The sequence below is a fragment of the Streptomyces asoensis genome (genome assembly GCF_013085465.1).
GTDB lineage: Bacteria > Actinomycetota > Actinomycetes > Streptomycetales > Streptomycetaceae > Streptomyces > Streptomyces cacaoi_A.
This window is the reverse complement of the sequence record NZ_CP049838.1, coordinates 80,255-97,738: the sequence shown is the minus strand read 5'-3', so window position 1 is coordinate 97,738 and position 17,484 is coordinate 80,255. Positions and strand designations below refer to the sequence as shown.

15 protein-coding genes and 1 pseudogene are annotated in these 17,484 nt (G+C 71.1%); 13 read left to right on the top strand and 3 right to left on the bottom strand.

The features are described 5' to 3' along the window. The first annotated feature begins 258 nt into the window (after positions 1 to 258). From mvk to G9272_RS00440, 6 genes are read left to right on the top strand one after another with little or no spacing between them, the layout of a single operon-like run. On the top strand, positions 259 to 1,239 hold the full coding sequence (gene mvk / locus G9272_RS00465; protein WP_253267631.1) for a mevalonate kinase: 981 nt from the start codon (positions 259 to 261) through the stop codon (positions 1,237 to 1,239). Next, entirely contained in the window at positions 1,229 to 2,281 is a 1,053-nt protein-coding gene (gene mvaD, locus G9272_RS00460) for a diphosphomevalonate decarboxylase (RefSeq protein WP_171394650.1), read from the top strand. The genes mvk and mvaD overlap by 11 nt, the downstream gene beginning before the upstream one ends. Then, complete coding sequence (locus G9272_RS00455) at positions 2,278 to 3,384, top strand: phosphomevalonate kinase (protein WP_171394649.1); 1,107 nt, start codon at positions 2,278 to 2,280, stop codon at positions 3,382 to 3,384. The genes mvaD and G9272_RS00455 overlap by 4 nt, the downstream gene beginning before the upstream one ends. After that, positions 3,381 to 4,472: a type 2 isopentenyl-diphosphate Delta-isomerase gene (fni, locus tag G9272_RS00450; RefSeq protein ID WP_171394648.1), complete on the top strand. Its 1,092-nt coding sequence runs from the start codon at positions 3,381 to 3,383 to the stop codon at positions 4,470 to 4,472. Before G9272_RS00455 ends, fni begins: the two co-directional genes overlap by 4 nt. Then, the gene (locus G9272_RS00445) at positions 4,469 to 5,530 is read left to right on the top strand and encodes a hydroxymethylglutaryl-CoA reductase (protein ID WP_171394647.1); all 1,062 of its coding nucleotides are present in this window, start codon (positions 4,469 to 4,471) and stop codon (positions 5,528 to 5,530) included. Before fni ends, G9272_RS00445 begins: the two co-directional genes overlap by 4 nt. 3 nt (positions 5,531 to 5,533) lie before the next feature. After that, positions 5,534 to 6,709 (top strand): hydroxymethylglutaryl-CoA synthase, encoded by a 1,176-nt coding sequence (locus G9272_RS00440; protein ID WP_171394646.1) that lies wholly within the window; start codon positions 5,534 to 5,536, stop codon positions 6,707 to 6,709. Here the strand turns inward: G9272_RS00440 and G9272_RS46325 are convergent. Next, a pseudogene (locus tag G9272_RS46325) lies at positions 6,706 to 6,921 on the bottom strand (integrase core domain-containing protein); the annotation flags it as partial. The gene G9272_RS00440 and the pseudogene G9272_RS46325 overlap by 4 nt on opposite strands. Positions 6,922 to 7,434: 513 nt before the next feature. Here G9272_RS46325 and G9272_RS00430 point away from each other — a divergent pair. The 3 genes from G9272_RS00430 to pcaB all read left to right on the top strand — a co-directional run bounded on the left by G9272_RS00430 (position 7,435) and on the right by pcaB (position 12,085). Next, entirely contained in the window at positions 7,435 to 8,412 is a 978-nt protein-coding gene (locus G9272_RS00430; RefSeq protein WP_171394645.1) for a 3-oxoacyl-ACP synthase III family protein, read from the top strand. A gap of 282 nt (positions 8,413 to 8,694) precedes the next feature. Next, entirely contained in the window at positions 8,695 to 10,653 is a 1,959-nt protein-coding gene (locus G9272_RS00425; protein ID WP_171394644.1) for an FAD/NAD(P)-binding protein, read from the top strand. Then, complete coding sequence (gene pcaB / locus G9272_RS00420) at positions 10,643 to 12,085, top strand: 3-carboxy-cis,cis-muconate cycloisomerase (RefSeq protein WP_171394643.1); 1,443 nt, start codon at positions 10,643 to 10,645, stop codon at positions 12,083 to 12,085. Before G9272_RS00425 ends, pcaB begins: the two co-directional genes overlap by 11 nt. A 72-nt stretch (positions 12,086 to 12,157) precedes the next feature. Here pcaB and G9272_RS00415 read toward each other — a convergent pair whose 3' ends face one another. Both G9272_RS00415 and G9272_RS00410 read right to left on the bottom strand, forming a co-directional pair. Next, on the bottom strand, positions 12,158 to 12,340 hold the full coding sequence (locus G9272_RS00415; protein WP_142270695.1) for a hypothetical protein: 183 nt from the start codon (positions 12,338 to 12,340) through the stop codon (positions 12,158 to 12,160). After that, entirely contained in the window at positions 12,337 to 12,804 is a 468-nt protein-coding gene (locus G9272_RS00410; RefSeq protein WP_253267630.1) for a hypothetical protein, read from the bottom strand. The genes G9272_RS00415 and G9272_RS00410 overlap by 4 nt, the downstream gene beginning before the upstream one ends. Before the next feature lie 738 nt (positions 12,805 to 13,542). On the opposite strand from G9272_RS00410, the gene G9272_RS00405 reads away from it, so the two are divergent. The 4 genes from G9272_RS00405 (at position 13,543) to G9272_RS00390 (ending at position 17,361) form a co-directional block, all read left to right on the top strand. Further along, a complete protein-coding gene (locus G9272_RS00405; protein WP_171394641.1) occupies positions 13,543 to 13,848 on the top strand; it encodes a hypothetical protein in 306 nt (101 codons plus the stop codon). A 233-nt stretch (positions 13,849 to 14,081) separates the two neighbouring features. After that, entirely contained in the window at positions 14,082 to 15,008 is a 927-nt protein-coding gene (locus G9272_RS00400; protein ID WP_253267629.1) for an aromatic prenyltransferase, read from the top strand. A 114-nt stretch (positions 15,009 to 15,122) separates the two neighbouring features. Then, positions 15,123 to 15,962: a nuclear transport factor 2 family protein gene (locus tag G9272_RS00395; RefSeq protein ID WP_171394640.1), complete on the top strand. Its 840-nt coding sequence runs from the start codon at positions 15,123 to 15,125 to the stop codon at positions 15,960 to 15,962. Between the two features lie 379 nt (positions 15,963 to 16,341). Further along, on the top strand, positions 16,342 to 17,361 hold the full coding sequence (locus tag G9272_RS00390; RefSeq protein ID WP_171394639.1) for a ParB/RepB/Spo0J family partition protein: 1,020 nt from the start codon (positions 16,342 to 16,344) through the stop codon (positions 17,359 to 17,361). The last annotated feature ends 123 nt before the right edge of the window (positions 17,362 to 17,484 follow it).

Genomic DNA, 17,484 nt, shown 5'->3' with positions numbered 1-17,484 from the left:
CGCTGCCGCTGCCGCCTCCCGCGCGGCGCCGGCCACCGCTGAACGCTCCCGCCGCGCCCCCCACCGCCGCACGAGGGGCCACGCCCTCCTGCTCCGCGGCGCGCGCAGCGACGCGGGACCCGGCGCGGACGGCCTGCGCCCGGCACTCCCGGACCTGACGTCGTGCTTCATTCCTTTCCAGAACTGGATACCGCGATCTCCATGCAGAACCGACCAGGGGAGCTGAGCGCGTTGACCCTACCGACCTCAGCGGAGGGGGTGTCAGAAAACCACCGGGCTCGCTCGGTCGGCATCGGCCGCGCCCACGCCAAGGCCATTCTGCTGGGAGAGCACGCGGTCGTGTACGGGGCGCCGGCGCTCGCGCTGCCGGTACCGCAGCTGACGGTCACGGCGAGCGCCGGCTGGTCCTCCCACGCCGGCGACGATCCGGGCGATGTCTCCTTCACGATGACCGGCTCCCCGTCGCGGCCGATGATGACCCAGGCCTCCGACAGCCTGCGCCGGCTGACCACCGAGTTCAAGGCGGCCATGGACGTGGCCGGCAGCCCGCACCTCGACGTGATCATCGACGGCGCGATCCCGCACGGCCGGGGCCTGGGCTCCAGCGCGGCCTGCGCCCGCGCGGTCGTCTTCGCCCTCGCCGACCTCTTCGGCCGCGACCTGACCGAGGCCGCCGCCTACGACCTGGTGCAGACGGCCGAGAACGTGGCCCACGGCCGCTCCAGCGGCGTCGACGCGCGGGCCGTCGGCGCGCTGGCCCCGCTGCTGTTCCAGGCGGGCCGCAGCGAGGAACTCAGCATCGGCTGCGACGGCTTGTTCATCATCGCCGACAGCGGCGTCGTGGGCAGGACCAAGGACGCCGTCGAGCTGCTGCGCGAGGGATTCCAGCAGCACGCCGGAGCCCAGGAGCGTTTCGTGCGCCGCGCCTCGCGGCTGACCGACGAGGCCAGACACGCCCTCGCCGGCGGCCGGCCGGAACGGCTGGGCGCACGGCTGACCGACTACCACGACCTGCTGCGCGCGGCCGGCCTCAGCACCAAGAGGATCGACGCCCTGGTCGAGGCCGCGCTCACCGCGGGCAGCCTCGGCGCCAAGATCACCGGAGGCGGCCTGGGCGGCTGCGTGATCGCCCTGACCCAGCCGGTACAGGCAAGAGAGGTCACCCGGCAGCTGCACGAAGCCGGCGCCGTACAGACCTGGGTCGTACCGCTGAGAGGGCTTGCCGACCATGCGCGCTGAACACCGCACCACGACCGCCCCGCCGCCGCAGAGCGGCCCGGGAGACGCCACCGCCGTCGCGCATCCCAACATCGCCCTCGTCAAGTACTGGGGCAAACGCGACGAGCAGCTGGTCCTGCCACGGGTCGACAGCCTGTCGATGACCCTGGACATCTACCCCACGACCACCCGCGTCCGCCTCGCCCCCGACGCGGACCACGACCACGTCACACTCGGCGGCGTACCCGCCGAAGGCGAGGCGCTGCGCCGCGTCGTCTCCTTCCTCGACCTGGTACGGGCCCGGGCCGGCCGGCCGCTGCGCGCCGTCGTGGACAGCCACAACACCGTCCCCACCGGGGCGGGCCTGGCGTCCTCCGCGAGCGGCTTCGCCGCCCTGGCCGTCGCCGCCGCCGCCGCGTACGGCCTCGACCTGGACGCCACCGCGCACTCGCGCCTGGCCCGGCGCGGATCCGGCTCGGCATCCCGGTCGATCTTCGCAGGCTTCGCGCTGTGGCACGCCGGCCCACCCACCGCCACCCCGGCACAGGCCGACCTCGGCTCCTACGCGGAACCGGTGCCCGCCCCCGGCCTCGACCCCGCCCTGGTCATCGCCGTCGTCAACGCGGGCCCCAAGGCCGTCTCCAGCCGTGAAGCCATGCGGCGCACCGTCGACACCTCCCCGCTGTACGAACCGTGGGCGCTCTCCAGCAGGGACGACCTGAGCGAGATGCGCGCGGCGCTGGCGCGGGCCGACCTCGACGCGGTGGGGGAGATCGCGGAACGCAACGCGCTCGGCATGCACGCGACGATGCTGGCCGCCCGCCCGGCGGTGCGCTACCTGGCACCGGCCACGCTCACCGTCCTCGACAGCGTGCTCCAGCTGCGCCGCGACGGCGTCAGCGCCTACGCGACCATGGACGCCGGGCCGAACGTCAAGGTGCTCTGCCACCGCGCGGACGCCGACCGGGTGGCCCACACGCTGCGCGGCGCCGCCCCGGGCGGCCCGGTCCTCGTCGCCGGGCCGGGCCGGGGCGCCCGCCTGCTGCCCGAGGACACACAATGACCCCTGGGGGAACGGTCGTCCGGCGCGCGCCGGGCAAGCTGTTCGTCGCGGGCGAGTACGCGGTCGTCGACCCCGGCAACCCGGCGATCCTGGTTGCGGTCGACCGCTACGTCACCGTCACCGTCACCGGCCTGCCCGGCACCGGCATCGAGTTCACCTCCGACCTCGGCCCGCGAGCGGTACGCCTGCGATGGCACGGCGCCCGGCTCGGCACGCACGACGGGCCCGGCGCGCCCGCCGGCCTGGCCCACGTGGTCTCGGCGACCGAGACGGTGGCCCGGCTGCTGACCGAACGCGGCCTGCCCGTACCGGGATTCGGCCTCCGCGTCGAAAGCGGCCTGCACGACAACGGCACCAAGTACGGGCTGGGCTCCAGCGGCGCGGTGACCGTCGCCGCCGTCGCCGCCGTCGCCGCCTTCTGCGGCCTACAGCTCCCGCCCGAGGACCGCTTCCGGCTGGCCCTGCTCGCCACCGCCGAGATCGACCCCCGCGCCTCCGGAGGCGACCTCGCCGCCAGCACATGGGGCGGCTGGATCGCCTACCAGGCACCCGACCGGGCCGCCGTGCGCGACCTGGCCCGCCGCCACGGCGTCCAGGAGGCCCTGCGCGCACCCTGGCCGCACTTCGCGGCGCGCCGGCTGCCGGCGCCCGCAGGACTGTCGTTGCAGGTCGGCTGGACCGGGACACCCGCCTCCACCGCCGCCCTCGTCTCCGACCTGGACCGGCGGACCTGGCGCGGCAGCGCCTCCCACCGCACGTTCGTCGAGACCACCACCGACTGCGTGCACGCCTGCGCCGCCGCACTCGAACAAGGAGACCGCCGAAGCCTGCTGGAACAGATCCGGCGGGCCCGCCGCGAGCTGGCCCGACTGGACGACGAGGTCGGCCTGGGCATCTTCACGCCCCCCCTGACAGCGCTGTGCGACGCCGCCGAAGCCGCCGGCGGCGCGGCCAAGCCCTCCGGGGCCGGCGGCGGCGACTGCGGCATCGCCCTGCTGGACGCCGAAGCCCCGCGGGACATCGATCAAGTGCGGGAACGGTGGGCCACGGCCGGGGTGCTGCCCCTGCCGGTCCGTCCCGCCGCGGAAGGGAACGAGGAATGATCGCACAACGCAAGGACGACCACGTCCGGCTCGCCGCCGACCAGCAGCGCGAGCACAGCGGACACAACCAGTTCGACGAAGTGTCGTTCGTCCACCACGCCCTGGCCGGCATCGACCGGCCGGACGTCTCCCTGGCCACGACCTTCGCCGGCATCTCCTGGCCGGTACCGCTCTACATCAACGCGATGACCGGCGGCAGCGAGAACACCGGCCTCATCAACCGGGACCTGGCCATCGCCGCCCGCGAGACCGGCGTGCCCATCGCGTCGGGATCCATGAGCGCCTACTTCAAGGACCCCTCCTGCGCCGGCACCTTCAGCGTGCTGCGCGAGGAGAACCCCGACGGGTTCGTCATGGCCAACATCAACGCCACGGCCTCCGCCGACAACGCACAGCGCGCCGTCGGCCTGCTGCGGGCCGACGCCCTGCAGATCCACGTCAACACCGTGCAGGAAACGGTGATGCCCGAAGGAGACCGCTCCTTCGCCTCCTGGGCCGGACAGATCGAGAAGATCGCCGCCGCCGTCGAGGTTCCCGTGATCGTCAAGGAGGTCGGATTCGGGCTGAGCCGGGAGACCGTCGCGACGCTGAAGAACCTGGGCGTGCGGGTCGCCGACCTCGGCGGCCGCGGCGGCACGGACTTCGCCCGCATCGAGAACGGCCGGCGCCAACTCGCCGACTACGCCTACCTCCACGGCTGGGGACAGTCCACCGCCGCCTGCCTCCTGGACGCCCAGGGCTGCCTCCTGCCCGTCCTCGCCTCCGGCGGCGTGCGCAACCCGCTCGACGTCGCCCGCGCCCTGGCGCTCGGCGCCGCCGGCGTCGGCGCGTCCGGGGGATTCCTGCGCACCCTCCTCGACGGCGGCGTGTCCGCGCTGATCGCGCAGCTCGCCACCTGGCTCGACCAGCTGGCGGCGCTGCAGACGATGCTCGGCGCGCGCACCCCGGCCGACCTGACGCGCTGCGACGTGCTCCTCCACGGCGACCTGCGGTCCTTCTGCGCCGACCGGGGCATCGACACCCGGCCGCTGGCCCGGCGCTCCGGCAGCCCGGCCGCCCTCCACGAGATGACGGGAAGCACACGATGACTGAGGCGCACGCGATCGCCGGGGTCCCCATGCGCTGGGTGGGACCCGTACGCATCTCGGGGAACGTCGCCACCACCGAGACCCAGGTCCCCCTGGCCACCTACGAGTCGCCGCTGTGGCCCTCCGTGGGCCGCGGCGCGAAAGTCTCCATGCTGGCCGAACAGGGCATCGTCGCCACCCTCGTCGACGAGCGGATGACCCGCTCGGTGCTCGTCGAGGCAGCCGACGCACAGACCGCACTCACCGCCGCACGGACCATCGACGCCCGCATCGGCGAACTGAGCGAACTGGTACGCACCTCCAGCAGGTTCGCCGAACTGATCGGCATCCGCCACGAGATCAACGCCAACCTGCTGTTCATCCGCTTCGAGTTCTCCACCGGCGACGCCTCCGGCCACAACATGGCCACCCTCGCCTCCGACGTGCTCCTGGGACATCTGCTGAAGACGATCCCGGGCATCTCCTACGGATCGATCTCCGGGAACTACTGCACGGACAAGAAAGCGACCGCGATCAACGGCATCCTCGGCCGCGGCAAGAACGTGGTCACCGAACTGCTCGTGCCGCGTGACGTGGTCGAACGCGTCCTGCACACCACGGCCGCCAGGATCACCGAGCTGAACATCCGCAAGAACCTGCTCGGCACCCTGCTCGCCGGCGGAATCCGCTCGGCCAACGCCCACTTCGCGAACATGCTCCTCGGGTTCTACCTGGCGACCGGCCAGGACGCCGCCAACATCGTCGAAGGATCGCAGGGCGTCGTCCTGGCCGAGGACCGCGACGGCGACCTCTACTTCGCCTGCACCCTGCCCAACCTGATCGTCGGCACGGTGGGCAACGGCAAGGGGCTCGGCTTCGTGGACACCAACCTGGCCCGGCTCGGCTGCCGGGCCGAACGCGCCCCCGGGGAGAACGCCCGCCGCCTCGCCGTCATCGCCGCGGCGACCGTGCTGTGCGGCGAACTCTCCCTCCTCGCGGCCCAGACCAACCCGGGCGAACTCATGCGCGCACACGTCCAGCTGGAACGCGACAACAAGACCGCAAAGGTTGGTGTTTAGGGCATGGCCAGCGATTCCGCCATAGGCATTCACGATCTGTCGTTCGCGACCACCGGGTTCGTCCTGCCGCACACCGCGCTCGCCGAACACAACGGCACCGACATCGGCAAATACCATGTGGGCATCGGCCAGCACTCGATGAGCGTGGCCGGCGCCGACGAGGACATCGTGACCATGGGCGCCGCCGCCGCCGCGCCCATCATCTCCCGGCACGGCGCCGACCAGATCCGCACACTCGTCTTCGCGACGGAGTCGTCGATCGACCAGGCGAAGTCGGCCGGCGTGTACGTGCACTCCCTGCTCGGGCTGCCGTCGGCCACCAGGGTCGTCGAACTGAAGCAGGCCTGCTACGGAGCGACGGCGGCCCTGCAGTTCGCCATCGGCCTCGTCCACCGCGACCCCGCGCAACGGGTCCTGGTGATCGCGAGCGACATCTCCAAGTACGAACTCGACAGCCCCGGCGAGGCCACCCAGGGCGCGGCCGCCGTAGCCATGCTGGTCACCGCCGACCCCGCGCTGGTACGCATCGAGGAACCCTCGGGCCTGTTCACCGCCGACGTCATGGACTTCTGGCGGCCCAACTACCGCGACGCCGCACTCGTCGACGGACAGGAGTCCATCACCGCCTATCTGCAAGCGGTCGAGGGCACCTGGAAGGACTACCAGGAACAGGGCGGCCGCTCACTCGAGGAGTTCAGCGCGTTCTGCTACCACCAGCCGTTCACGAAGATGGCCCACAAGGCACACCGCCACCTGCTGAACACCTGCGGCTACGACACCGACGAGAGCGACATCAAGCGCGCCATCGGCCAGACCACAGCCTGCAACACGGTCGTCGGCAACAGCTACACCGCATCCGTCTACCTCGCACTCGCCGCGCTGCTCGACCACGCGGACGACCTGAGCGGCCGGCCCGTCGGCTTCCTCAGCTACGGCTCCGGCAGCGTCGCCGAGTTCTTCGCCGGCACCGTCGTGCCCGGCTACCGCGCACACCTGCGCACCGAGGCGCACCGCGAGGCGATCGAGGGACGCCGGCTGCTCGACTACGCCGCCTACCGCGAGCTGCACGAGTGGTCCTTCCCCACCGACGGCGGCGACCACCCCACCCCGGCGCAGACCACCGGCCCCTTCCGGCTCGCGGCGCTGCGCGGCCACAAGCGCATCTACGAAAGGCGCTAACTGTATTGACCCGCAGGGTTGTTCACGCGGCTGATCGGTGGCCGGCCTGCGTGTGCGGTGTGGCAGCGATGGCAGTTGCAGGCGAGAAGGAAGTCGCCCAGGGCGGCGGTGCGTTCGTCGTTGCTGGTGTAGGGCCGCTGGTAGGCCCATTCGTCGGGCAGGGTGCGGTTGAAGCGTTCGACCTTGCCGTTCGTCTGGGGTCGGTAGGCGCGGGCCGGTCTTCCTGTCGCACCCATCTCGGCGAGGGCCTGTTTCCAGGCCAGGCCCTTGCGGTAGGCCCAGGCGTTGATGCCGTGCGGGTGAGGAAGCCCGCGCAGGTTGCAACCTTCTCGTCACCGTGGATCTCGCTGTAGGCGAGGCGGCTGTGGTCGTCGGCGGCGGAGCGGACGTAGCCGAAGCCCACGCTGCTGCGGGCGGCGCCGCCGGCCTGTCGGCCCAGGACCATGTGGCCGCCGCCTGCCGTGAACGGTCAGCCGGGCATCACGGTGGGACACGAAGACCTCCGTGCGGTGCAGTCCCAGACAGCTCCACCACACCGGAGGTCTTCGCCATGATCAAGCACCGGCGAGTGTCAACAACGCTCGTGATCAATACAGCTAGCGCCGCCGTCACCCGCCCGCACCCGGGCAGCCGGCCACGGCCGCCCACCGCGGACGAGCCGTGGCCGCCCACCTGACGGCCTTTCCCCCAGCCAACTGAAGTCCCCTGGAAAAGAGGACAGGCGCATGACCGACATCGGGATCCTGGGAACGGGCGCCTATGTGCCGGACCGAGTCGTCTCCAACGACGAAGTCAGCGCGGCAGCAGGGGTCGACGACACCTGGATCATCCGCAAGACCGACATCCGCCAACGCCGCTGGGCCGCCCCCGACCAGGCCACCTCGGATCTGGCCACGGCCGCCGGACGCGCCGCGCTGGCATCGGCCGGCATCACCGCCGACCAGCTGTCGGCGATCGTGGTCGCCACCTCCACGCCGGACCGGCCGCAGCCGCCCACAGCCGCCTACGTGCAGCACAACCTCGGCGCGGCCGGCGCGGCAGCATTCGACATCAACGCCGTGTGCTCCGGCGAGGTGTTCGCGCTGTCCGCGGCCGAGAGCGTGCTCGCCCGCCGGGGCGGCTACGCACTGGTCATCGGCGCGGACCTGTACTCGCGCATCCTGAACCCGCTCGACCGCAGGACGGTCGTGCTGTTCGGCGACGGCGCCGGCGCCATGGTCCTGGGCGCGGACGGCCGGGGCGCCCGCATCCGCCACCTCCAGCTGCACACCTACGGCGAACTGGCGGACCTGATCCAGGTGCCCGCAGGCGGCAGCCGGCTGCCCTGCGACCCCGCCGCCATCGAAGCGGGCCTGCACTACTTCACGATGGACGGGCGCGCAGTGCGCCGCTTCGTCGAGGACCGCGTGCCGCAGCTGACCAAGCAGTTCCTGCACGAGGCCGGTGTCGTACCCGACGACATCAGCCACTTCATCCCGCACCAGGCCAACGGCGTCATGCTCGGCACGGTCTTCGCCGACCTGGCCCTTCCCCACGCCACCATGCACCTGACACTGACGCGCTACGGCAACACCGGAGCCGCCTCCGTCCCGATCACCCTGGACGAGGCCGCCCGCACGGGCGCCTTCCACCAGGGCGACCTGATCCTCCTGGCCGGCTTCGGCGGCGGCATGGCAGCGGGATTCGCACTGGTCGAGTGGTGAGAAGAGCCCTGCCTCCCGCCGCGCCCCCCGCACTGTTCGCGGAGACGCAACCGCGCGCGCCGTGACAGAACGGGCCTGGGCATCCGCCCGGTTGAGGGCCTTTCAGGACCACCGGGGCGGGAGAGACGAGCAGCACCGTCCGCAGCTCCTCTCCACACCGCCCCCCGTGACCCGGGCAGATGGGGCGGCACCGCCGCCCCGCACCGCGGCAGCGGCGCGCAAGCGGCGGCCCGCCGGGCGCGGCCCTCGCTCTGTTGCCCGACATCGGCAGAAACGGTAGACATGACAGCGAGACATCGCACGGTGTGCGTGATAGGTGCCGGACCGCGCGGGCTCTGCGTGCTCGAGCGGCTGTCCGCCAACGCCCGCTCGATACCCCAGGGCAGCACCGTCCACGTCCATGTGGTCGACCCCTACCCGCCGGGACCCGGCAGGGTATGGCGCACCGACCAGTCCCCTCACCTGCTCATGAACACCGTCGCCGGACAGATATCGGTGTTCACCGACGCCAGCGTCGACATGCGCGGCCCCCTGGAACCCGGACCGAGCCTGCACGAGTGGGCCGTGGCGCTCACCGCGGGCGAGAGCGGCGACGACCACCCGGCACACGTCCTCGAAGAGGCCCGCGCCCTGGGCCCCGACACCTACCCCACCCGCGCGTTCTACGGCCGCTACCTGCGATGGGCCTACCGGCGCATCGTCGACGGCGCGCCCGCCGGCCTCACCGTCACCTCCCACCGCTGCCGCGCCGTGGCCCTGGACGACGCCCCCGACGGCCCGCACGGCCCCCGCCAGCGGGTGACGCTCGCCGACGGAACCCTGCTGGAGGATCTCGACGCCGTGATCCTGTGCCAGGGACACCTGCCGGCCCGCCCGGACACCGCCGAACAGGAACTGCTCTCCCAGGTACGCCGGCGGGGGCTGTGCCACATCCCTCCGGCCAACCCCGCCGACGTCGACCTGGACGTCCTGGCCCCCGGCACGAAGGTGCTGCTGCGCGGACTCGGACTGAACTTCTTCGACTACCTCGCCCAGCTCACCGTCGGCCGCGGCGGCTCCTTCACCCAGGTCAGCGGCCGGCTCACCTACCACGCCTCCGGACAGGAGCCGCTGATCCACGCGGGCTCCCGGCGCGGCATCCCCTACCAGGCCCGGGGCGAGAACGAGAAGGGCCCCCACGGCCGCCACGAGCCGCTCCTGCTCACCCTCGATCGCATCGCACAGCTGCGCCGTACCCACGACGGCTCCGGAGCCGACTTCAAGGACGACCTGTGGCCGCTGATCTCCCGCGAGGTCGAAGCCGTCTACTACGCGACGCTGCTCAGGTCACGCGGAGACACCCTCCACGCACAGCGGTTCCAGGCCGACTACCTGGGAGCCGGCTGGGGACAGCGGCACACCGACGCCGTCCTCGACGCGTACGGCATCGGCGACAAGGACCGCTGGGACTGGGAACTGCTCGCCAAGCCCTACCGCAACCGGGAGTTCACCGGCCCGCAGGACTTCACCGGCTGGCTCCTGGACTACCTGCGCCAGGACGCCGCGGAAGCGAAGTCCGGCAACGTCAGCGGCCCGCTCAAGGCGGCCCTCGACGTCCTGCGGGACCTGCGCAACGAGATCCGCCTGGCGGTCGACCACGGCGGCCTGCACGGCGACTCCTACCGCACCGACCTGGACGGCTGGTACACCCCGCTCAACGCACACCTGTCGATCGGCCCGCCGGCCCGGCGCATCGAGGAGATGGCGGCGCTCATCGAGGCCGACACGCTGCGGATCGTCGGGCCGGACATCCAGGTGGCCGTCGACCGCACCGGATACACCGCCAGTTCACCGCTCGTGCCCCATTCGGCGGTCCGGGTCGACGCCCTCGTCGAGGCACGCCTGCCCGTGATCACGCTGAACCGCACCGATGACACACTCCTGCGCCATCTGCTGGACACCGGACAGTGCACCGCCTACCGCATCCGCACCCGCTCCGGAGACACCTACCAGACCGAGGGCATGGCCGTCACCGAGCGGCCGTTCCGCCTGATCGACGCGAGCGGACGCGCACATCCGCGCCGCTTCGCCTTCGGGGTGCCCACCGAGTCGGTGCACTGGGTGACGGCCGCCGGCATCCGGCCCGGCGTCAACTCGGTGACACTCACCGACGCCGATGCCATCGCCCGCGCGGCACTCGGCTGCGACACCGCACACGGACAGGACGCTCCCACCGGACAAGGACTCGCACATGCCCAGTGACACCACCCTCACCGCGGACCCGGCCGCCGGCCCGGCCGCGGCGCAGCCGGACTGCGGCCTGCTCTCGCCGGTCTGGGCGGACGCACCCATCGCGGCCGCGGTGTCCGACAGCGCCTGGTTGCAGGCCATGCTGGACGCCGAGGCGGCACTGAGCCGGGCGCAGGCCCGCCTGGGCACGGTGCCCGAGACAGCCGCACGGGTGATCACACAGTCGGCACGGGCCGACCGCCTGGACCTGATGTCCCTGGCCCGGCAGGCACGCCAGTCCGCCAACCCCGTGGTGGCGCTGGTACGGGAGTTCACCGCGCTGGTGGCGGCCCGGGACGCCGACGCGGCCGCGTACGTGCACCGCGGGTCCACCAGCCAGGACATCCTCGACACGGCGACCGTCCTGGTGGCCCGCCGGGCCCTGCGGCTGATCCGCACCGACCTGGAACGCATCGAGCAGGCGCTGGCCGCACTCGCCCGCGAACACCGCGACACCCTCATGGCAGGCCGCACCCTGGCCCTGCACGCGGTGCCGACGACCTTCGGCTGCAAGGCCGCAGGCTGGCGCCACCTCGTCCTGGACGCGGCACAGAAACTGGACCGCCTCACCGGCCGGGACCTCCCCGTCCAGCTCGGCGGAGCCGCCGGAACCCTGGCCGGATACCTCCAGCACGCCCAGGGCGCCGAACCCGCCGCCTACGTCCAGGACCTCACCGAGGCGTTCGCGGCCGAACTGGGGCTGTCCGCCCCCCTCATCCCGTGGCACACCCTGCGCACACCCGTGGTGGACGTGGCCACCGCCGCGGCGTTCACCTGCGGCGCCCTGGGCAAGATCGCCGTCGATGTGCTGTCACTGACCCGCACCGAGGTCGCCGAGGTGCACGAGCCGGCGCCCCCGGGCCGCGGCGCGTCCTCGGCCATGCCGCACAAGCGCAACCCCGTCCTGGCGACGGCGATCAGATCCGCCGCGCTACAGACACCGCAGCTCGCGGCGACCGTACTGGGCTGCCTGCTGAGCGAGGACGAGCGCTCCGCCGGCGCCTGGCACGCCGAATGGGAGCCGCTGCGCGCCCTTCTGCGGCTGACCGGAGGAGCGGCGCACCAGGCGGCGGACCTCGTCTCCCAGCTGTCGGTGGACACGGCACGCATGCGTGCCAACACCCAGATCACCGGGGGACAGATCGTCTCCGAGAGGATCGCCGCCGTCCTCGCGCCGCTGCTCGGAAAGGCGCGGGCGCGGGAACTGCTGAACGAGGCATCCGCCCGCTCGGCGCGCACCGGCGAGCCGCTGGCCGAGATCCTCGGCCAGGACGACCGGGCGTCGGCCGTCCTGTCGGGCGCCTCGCTCACCGACCTGTTCGCGGCGCAGGCGTACACCGGGGCCGCCGGCCCGCTGACGGAGCGCGCGCTGTCCCGGTCACTGCCCCCGCAAAGCACGAAATAGACCAGACCGGGCCGGGTCGGCCCCGCCGGCCGGCGCACGGAAACGGAGAGCCCGGCCGGGAACCCGGCCGGGTCAGTGCCGACGCTGCAGCGCGATCTCCGTGAGCTCCTCTATGTCGAACTCCGAGCGCCCCGGCGTGCCGTAGCGGGTGATCTTCCCCCGGCTCACCCACTTCCGGATGGTCGCCTCGGACACGCCCGCGGCGAGGGCGGCCACATTCGTCGGCACGAGCCTGTGGCGTGGCGGTCTGTTCATGCGGCATCCTTTCGCTGCCGATTCATGAGATGACGCAGGGCAAGCCACTCGTGCATCTCCCATGAATGTCCCGAAGAACAGCTGATGCTGCTCTTTCCCGCACTCCCGCCGCTCTGCGGTGAGGCGTTGATGATCCCCGGGCAGTTGTCCATGACGCACTCCCTGATCAGGGCACGGAGGTTGCCCGGCTCAGGGTCGATGGTGCGCAGCAGCTCAACGTGGAGACTCTCGACCTCGTCCGCGAAGTCTGCCGCCGGAGGCTGGGCGGCAAGCCATTCAAGGTTGAGTATCAGAAAGCGCGCGAGATGCGGAACGGAGCGAGTCGGAAAAACGGTTTCGAGCTCCTCCACGATGATTTCCGACCATGACTCCAGGATGGCGAGAATGTTGTGCCGGGTGTCGAGTGCGGAAACATTCAGATGATCTCGCCTGCGGCTCCCCGACACTTTCGTCGGATTGTTCATCCGCCTGGATGTCGATGCTATGTGGTGCAGACATTCCTGATGGAGCCCGGGAAGTGCGCGCAGGTTACGTTCCACCTGCCTGATGCAAGGGGCGCAGAGGAAGGATCCGGCGGCGGCACGGATTTCCTGGGCATGGCCCCTGGGGCATGAGTGAAACTCCATTGAATCTCCTTCATGAGATGGCTCGCCCCGCAATCGTCATGGATCGCACGTATCCCATACGGATTGCTGCGCAATCAATGCATTATCGGAGCCCCGGGGGAGTGGGCGGTATTTCTTGATCCGCACGCCGAGGTCGCTGGAAGACATCGCGGATGTAAATGAAACGGGCCCGTCCAGAGAATCCCGGAAAGGGTCCTGATCATTCCTGGCGGGCGCAGGCCCAGACGCGTTCCGCGGGCAGGACTGCTCTGCGCGTTCCGTTCCCCCGATACTGCGCAGCCCCCTCCGATGCTTGTCCATGCGAATCTCTGGGATTACTGGGAGAGTTCCATGGGCGCTCAGGGGTGTCAACGTTCACCCCACCAGGACGAGAGCGATAATCTAGCAGTTGTAAATTTCCCTTTTCGTCACTGATCGCCGCCCGGAGCCCGTGCCGCGATCTTGTGGAATGCCCTGGTCGGGCCGTCACCACCGCGACGCCGGCGACGTCACCCCCGCACCCGCACCCGCACCCGCACCCGCACCCGCACCGGGAGAACGCCGCACCCGCCCCCGAACACGCCGAGGAGCGCCGCCATGCCGATCCCGCAGCCGCCCGCGCGCAAGGCCGAGTTCGCCTCCCGGGCCCGGGCCGAGGCCCTCGCCATGGCCGGCGCCGGCCCGGACGTCCACCACCTGCCGGGCGCACTGGCGGCCGCTGCGCTGCGGGCGCACAGCACGCTGTCGGCGGGGACCGGGCGGAGCGTCCCGGTCACCGTGTTCGCGGCGGGCGGCGACGGGGTGCGAGGGCTCGCCGCCTTCCTCGCGGTGTACGCAGCCGAGCAGGAGCGGCAGGAGCGGCAGGAGCGGCAGGGCGTCCAGGGCCTCGGTGCGGCGGCGTGAGCCGGAGCATCGCTGCAGGTGAGCTCGAAGTTCCGCAGCGCGTAAGGGGCTTGTGGATCAGCCGTCCCTAGGGTGAAGCCTGCAAACCCCCCAGCGCGCCCGCCCGCCTCCATCCCCCGAGGGCGGGCGGGCGTACCGACGTGCGCGCCCCCCGGGGGCGGCCGCGGCATCCCTCCCCGGGTCCCCGGCCCCCGGGTCCTCGTCACCCGTCCCCTCTCCCGGGAGGACGGATCGTGAAATCCCTGTTCAAGCAAGCGTTCATGCCGACACCTGGAGGACAAATGCCCGGAACTGCCGGGGTGGAAGAGGTCTACGCGGCCATCGAGGAAGCGGCCGCACTGCTGAACGTGCCCTGCTCACGTGACACGGTCGGGCCGATCCTGACCGCGTTCGCGCCGTTCGAGGGCGGGGTCATCTTCAGCGCATCGGCGGGCGAGCGCCACGCGGGAGACCTCGACCTCACCATCCAGGTGCCCCGACGGATCGCTGATCCCTACGCCCATGCTCTGGCGAACGGCTTTCTCGAGAAGACCGACCATCCCGTCGGCTCCCTGCTCTCGGACCTCCATGAGCGGTGCTCCATCGACGAGTACCTCATCGACTTCGGAGTCGTCGGCGGGTTCAACAAGGTCTATGTGCACTTCCCCCGTGACGTGCAGTCGGTGTCACAGCTCGCCGCCGTCCCGTCCATTCCGCCCGCTCTGGCCGAGAACGCCGGGTTTTTCGCCCGGCACGGCCTGGACGACGTCGCGATGATCGCGATCGACTACCGGAACAGGACGACGAATCTGTACTTCCAGGTCCCCGGCATCGAACCGAAGGTCATTCTTTCGATGCTCCAGGAGCTGGGTCTGCCGGAACCGGAGCAGGAGCTGCTGGAGTCCGCCGGCAAAACGTTCAGGGTCTACGTCACCCTCGGCTGGGATTCTTCGAAGATCGAGCGGATCAGCTTTGCCCGAAGCCTGGACCTGCCGGTGATCCAGGCCCGGGTCGAGCCGGAGATCAAGCGGTTCGTGACAGGCACCCCGTACACGTACGAGGGGGAGCGTTTCAGCATTTCGATCGTCAAGTGGTCGCCTGACGGTGAATGGTTCAACGTCGGATCGTACTATCAATTCGGTCCGTTGCAGTGGGAGGTTCTGCGGAAAATCCTCAGGTGACAGCCGGCGCGCACTCCCATGGCGGCGCCGGGCCGCCCGGACGCCGCGGAAACCGAGGGGCGCGAGGCCCTCGGACCGTCAGACCCTTCCCACAGCAAGGAAATCATCGGGCCCATGACTGATCAGAGTGATGACACAGACCTGCCGCAGGCGGCGGACCCGGACGAGCAGCGCCGGCATGCCGTTCGCGTCGTGCACGCCTTCTACGGCGCCCTGGAGGCCAAGGACCTCGACGCGTTCGCGGAACTGTGGACGGCGGACGCCGTGTACCGGGTTCCCGTCACCCCGTACGGCGTTCCCGGGGAGTTCGCCGGGCGGGACGCCATCGTGGCCGGGCTCCGCCAGTTCTTCGCCCTCTTCGGCACGACACGGTTCACCTGGGACGCCGAACCGATGGCCGATCCCCGGCGGGTGCTGGCCACCTGGACGCTGGAGATCGAACTGCTCGGCGGAGGCACCTACCGCAACCGGGGGGCGTCGATCTTCCGGCTGGAGCACAACCGGATCGCCGAGTTCACCGAGTACGTCGACACCGCCGCGTTCCTGGGCGTCTTCGCCGCCAAGGTCGGCACGGCGCACCGGTTCTTCGAGCTGCTGAACGCCAAGGACCTCGACGCGTGGGGCGAGCTGTGGCACGACCAAGGTGTGCTCACCGTGCCGTACTCCCCCCAGGGGAGCCCGTCCCCGACCGAGGGCAAGGACAAGATCGTCGCGGCGTACCAGGAACTGTTCGCGGTGTACGAGACGTTCGGCACCGAACTGACCGGTGTCCACCCCGCCGTGGGCTCCGACGCGATCTGCGTGCAGTACAGGGTCCGCGCGACACTCGCCGGCGGAGCGGTGTACACCAACGACAGCATCGCGGTCTTCCGGTTCCAGGACGGGCTGATCAGCGCCTGCCACGACTACTTCGACCCGCGCCGCTTCCAGGACGTCCTCGACGCCCTCGGGTGAAACCGGCTCTGCGGCGGCACCGTTCCCGCCTGTTTACGCGAGGGACACCTCTCAGCCGCCGCAAGCCGGATCCTTGACGGAATCTCAAGCTCCCCTTCAGCGGTTTCTGACGGTGAAAGAGAAACTCACACACTGCTAGACGATTGCTCTCGCTCCGGTAGAAAGAACGTTGACACCCCCGATCGCCCGTGGAAATCTCCCAGTGCCCCGAGTCACGTATGGGCACACAACGGGGGATCTGCGCAACAACGGGGGAACGGAACACGCATGACAGCCGTATTCACTGAACATGTCAGGGCCTGCACCCTCCAGCATGGATCCGAATAACCTAGCCACCGGAAATGGGCTCCGCTTCCGCATTGCTGTCAGGAGGTGCAAGTTGTCTCTGACCGAGCAGTTGACATATCCGACTGCCGATCTCGACGAGATCGAGTCGTCGGCGATCTGGATCGAATCGCACCCGATCACCCGCGTACGGATCGGCTCGCTCGTCTTCGAGGACTCTCCCCGTCTGGACGGAGAGGACCAGGACCACGTACGGATGCTCGCCGAGGCCGGGGACGCCCTGCCCCCCATCACCGTGCACCGCCCCACCCTGCGCGTCATCGACGGCGCCCACCGGGTGCGCGCGGCCCTGCTCAACGGCCGGGGCGGGATCGCCGCCCGGCTGCTGGACTGCGACGAGGCCGCCGCCTTCGTCCTGTCCGTGAAGGCCAACGTCACCCACGGTCTGCCGCTGTCGCGGGCCGACCGGGCGGCCGCGGCGGCACGCATCATCCTGACCCACCCGCGGTGGTCGGACCGCGCGGTCGCCGCCGCCACCGGGATCTCCGACAAGACCGTCTCCCGCATCCGTTCGCAGTCCTCCGCAGAACAGAGCGGGCAGTCCGGCACCAGACTCGGCCGGGACGGCCGGATGCGCCCCGTCGACAGCGGCCAGGGCCGCCGCCGAGCCGCAGCGATCTTCCTCGACCGGCCCGACGCCGGTCTGCGCGAGGTCGCCCGCGCCACCGGGCTCTCCCCGGCCACCGTGCGCGACGTGCGCCAGCGCATCGACCGCGGCGAAGACCCCGTCCCGGGCCGCTACCGCAGCGTCCGCGACACCCGGCCCGCCACGAACCGCCCGCGCCCGCCCGCCGCCCCCGCCGACCGCGAAGTCGCCCCGGTGGACCGGCAGAAGCTGCTCGCCAAGCTCAGCGAGGACCCCTCGCTGCGGCTCAACGAAGCCGGCCGGCGCGCGCTGCGCTGGCTGCACCACTACTCCGTCGACGGCGACAGCATCGAGACCCTCGAGCAGGGACTGCCCTGCCACTGGGCTCCCGAGGTCGCCGACCTGGCCCGCAGCTGCGCGGCCGCCTGGAGCGAACTGGCGGCACAGCTCCAGCAGCGCGCCGAATAGCCCCCGCGCACACCGCACCGGCACACCGCACACGCACCGGCCGGGCAGCGGACACACCGCCGCCGCGTCCGCCGCACCCGCCCCGTCCCGCTGTGCTCACGCCCCGGGTGAAGCCGCTGCTGC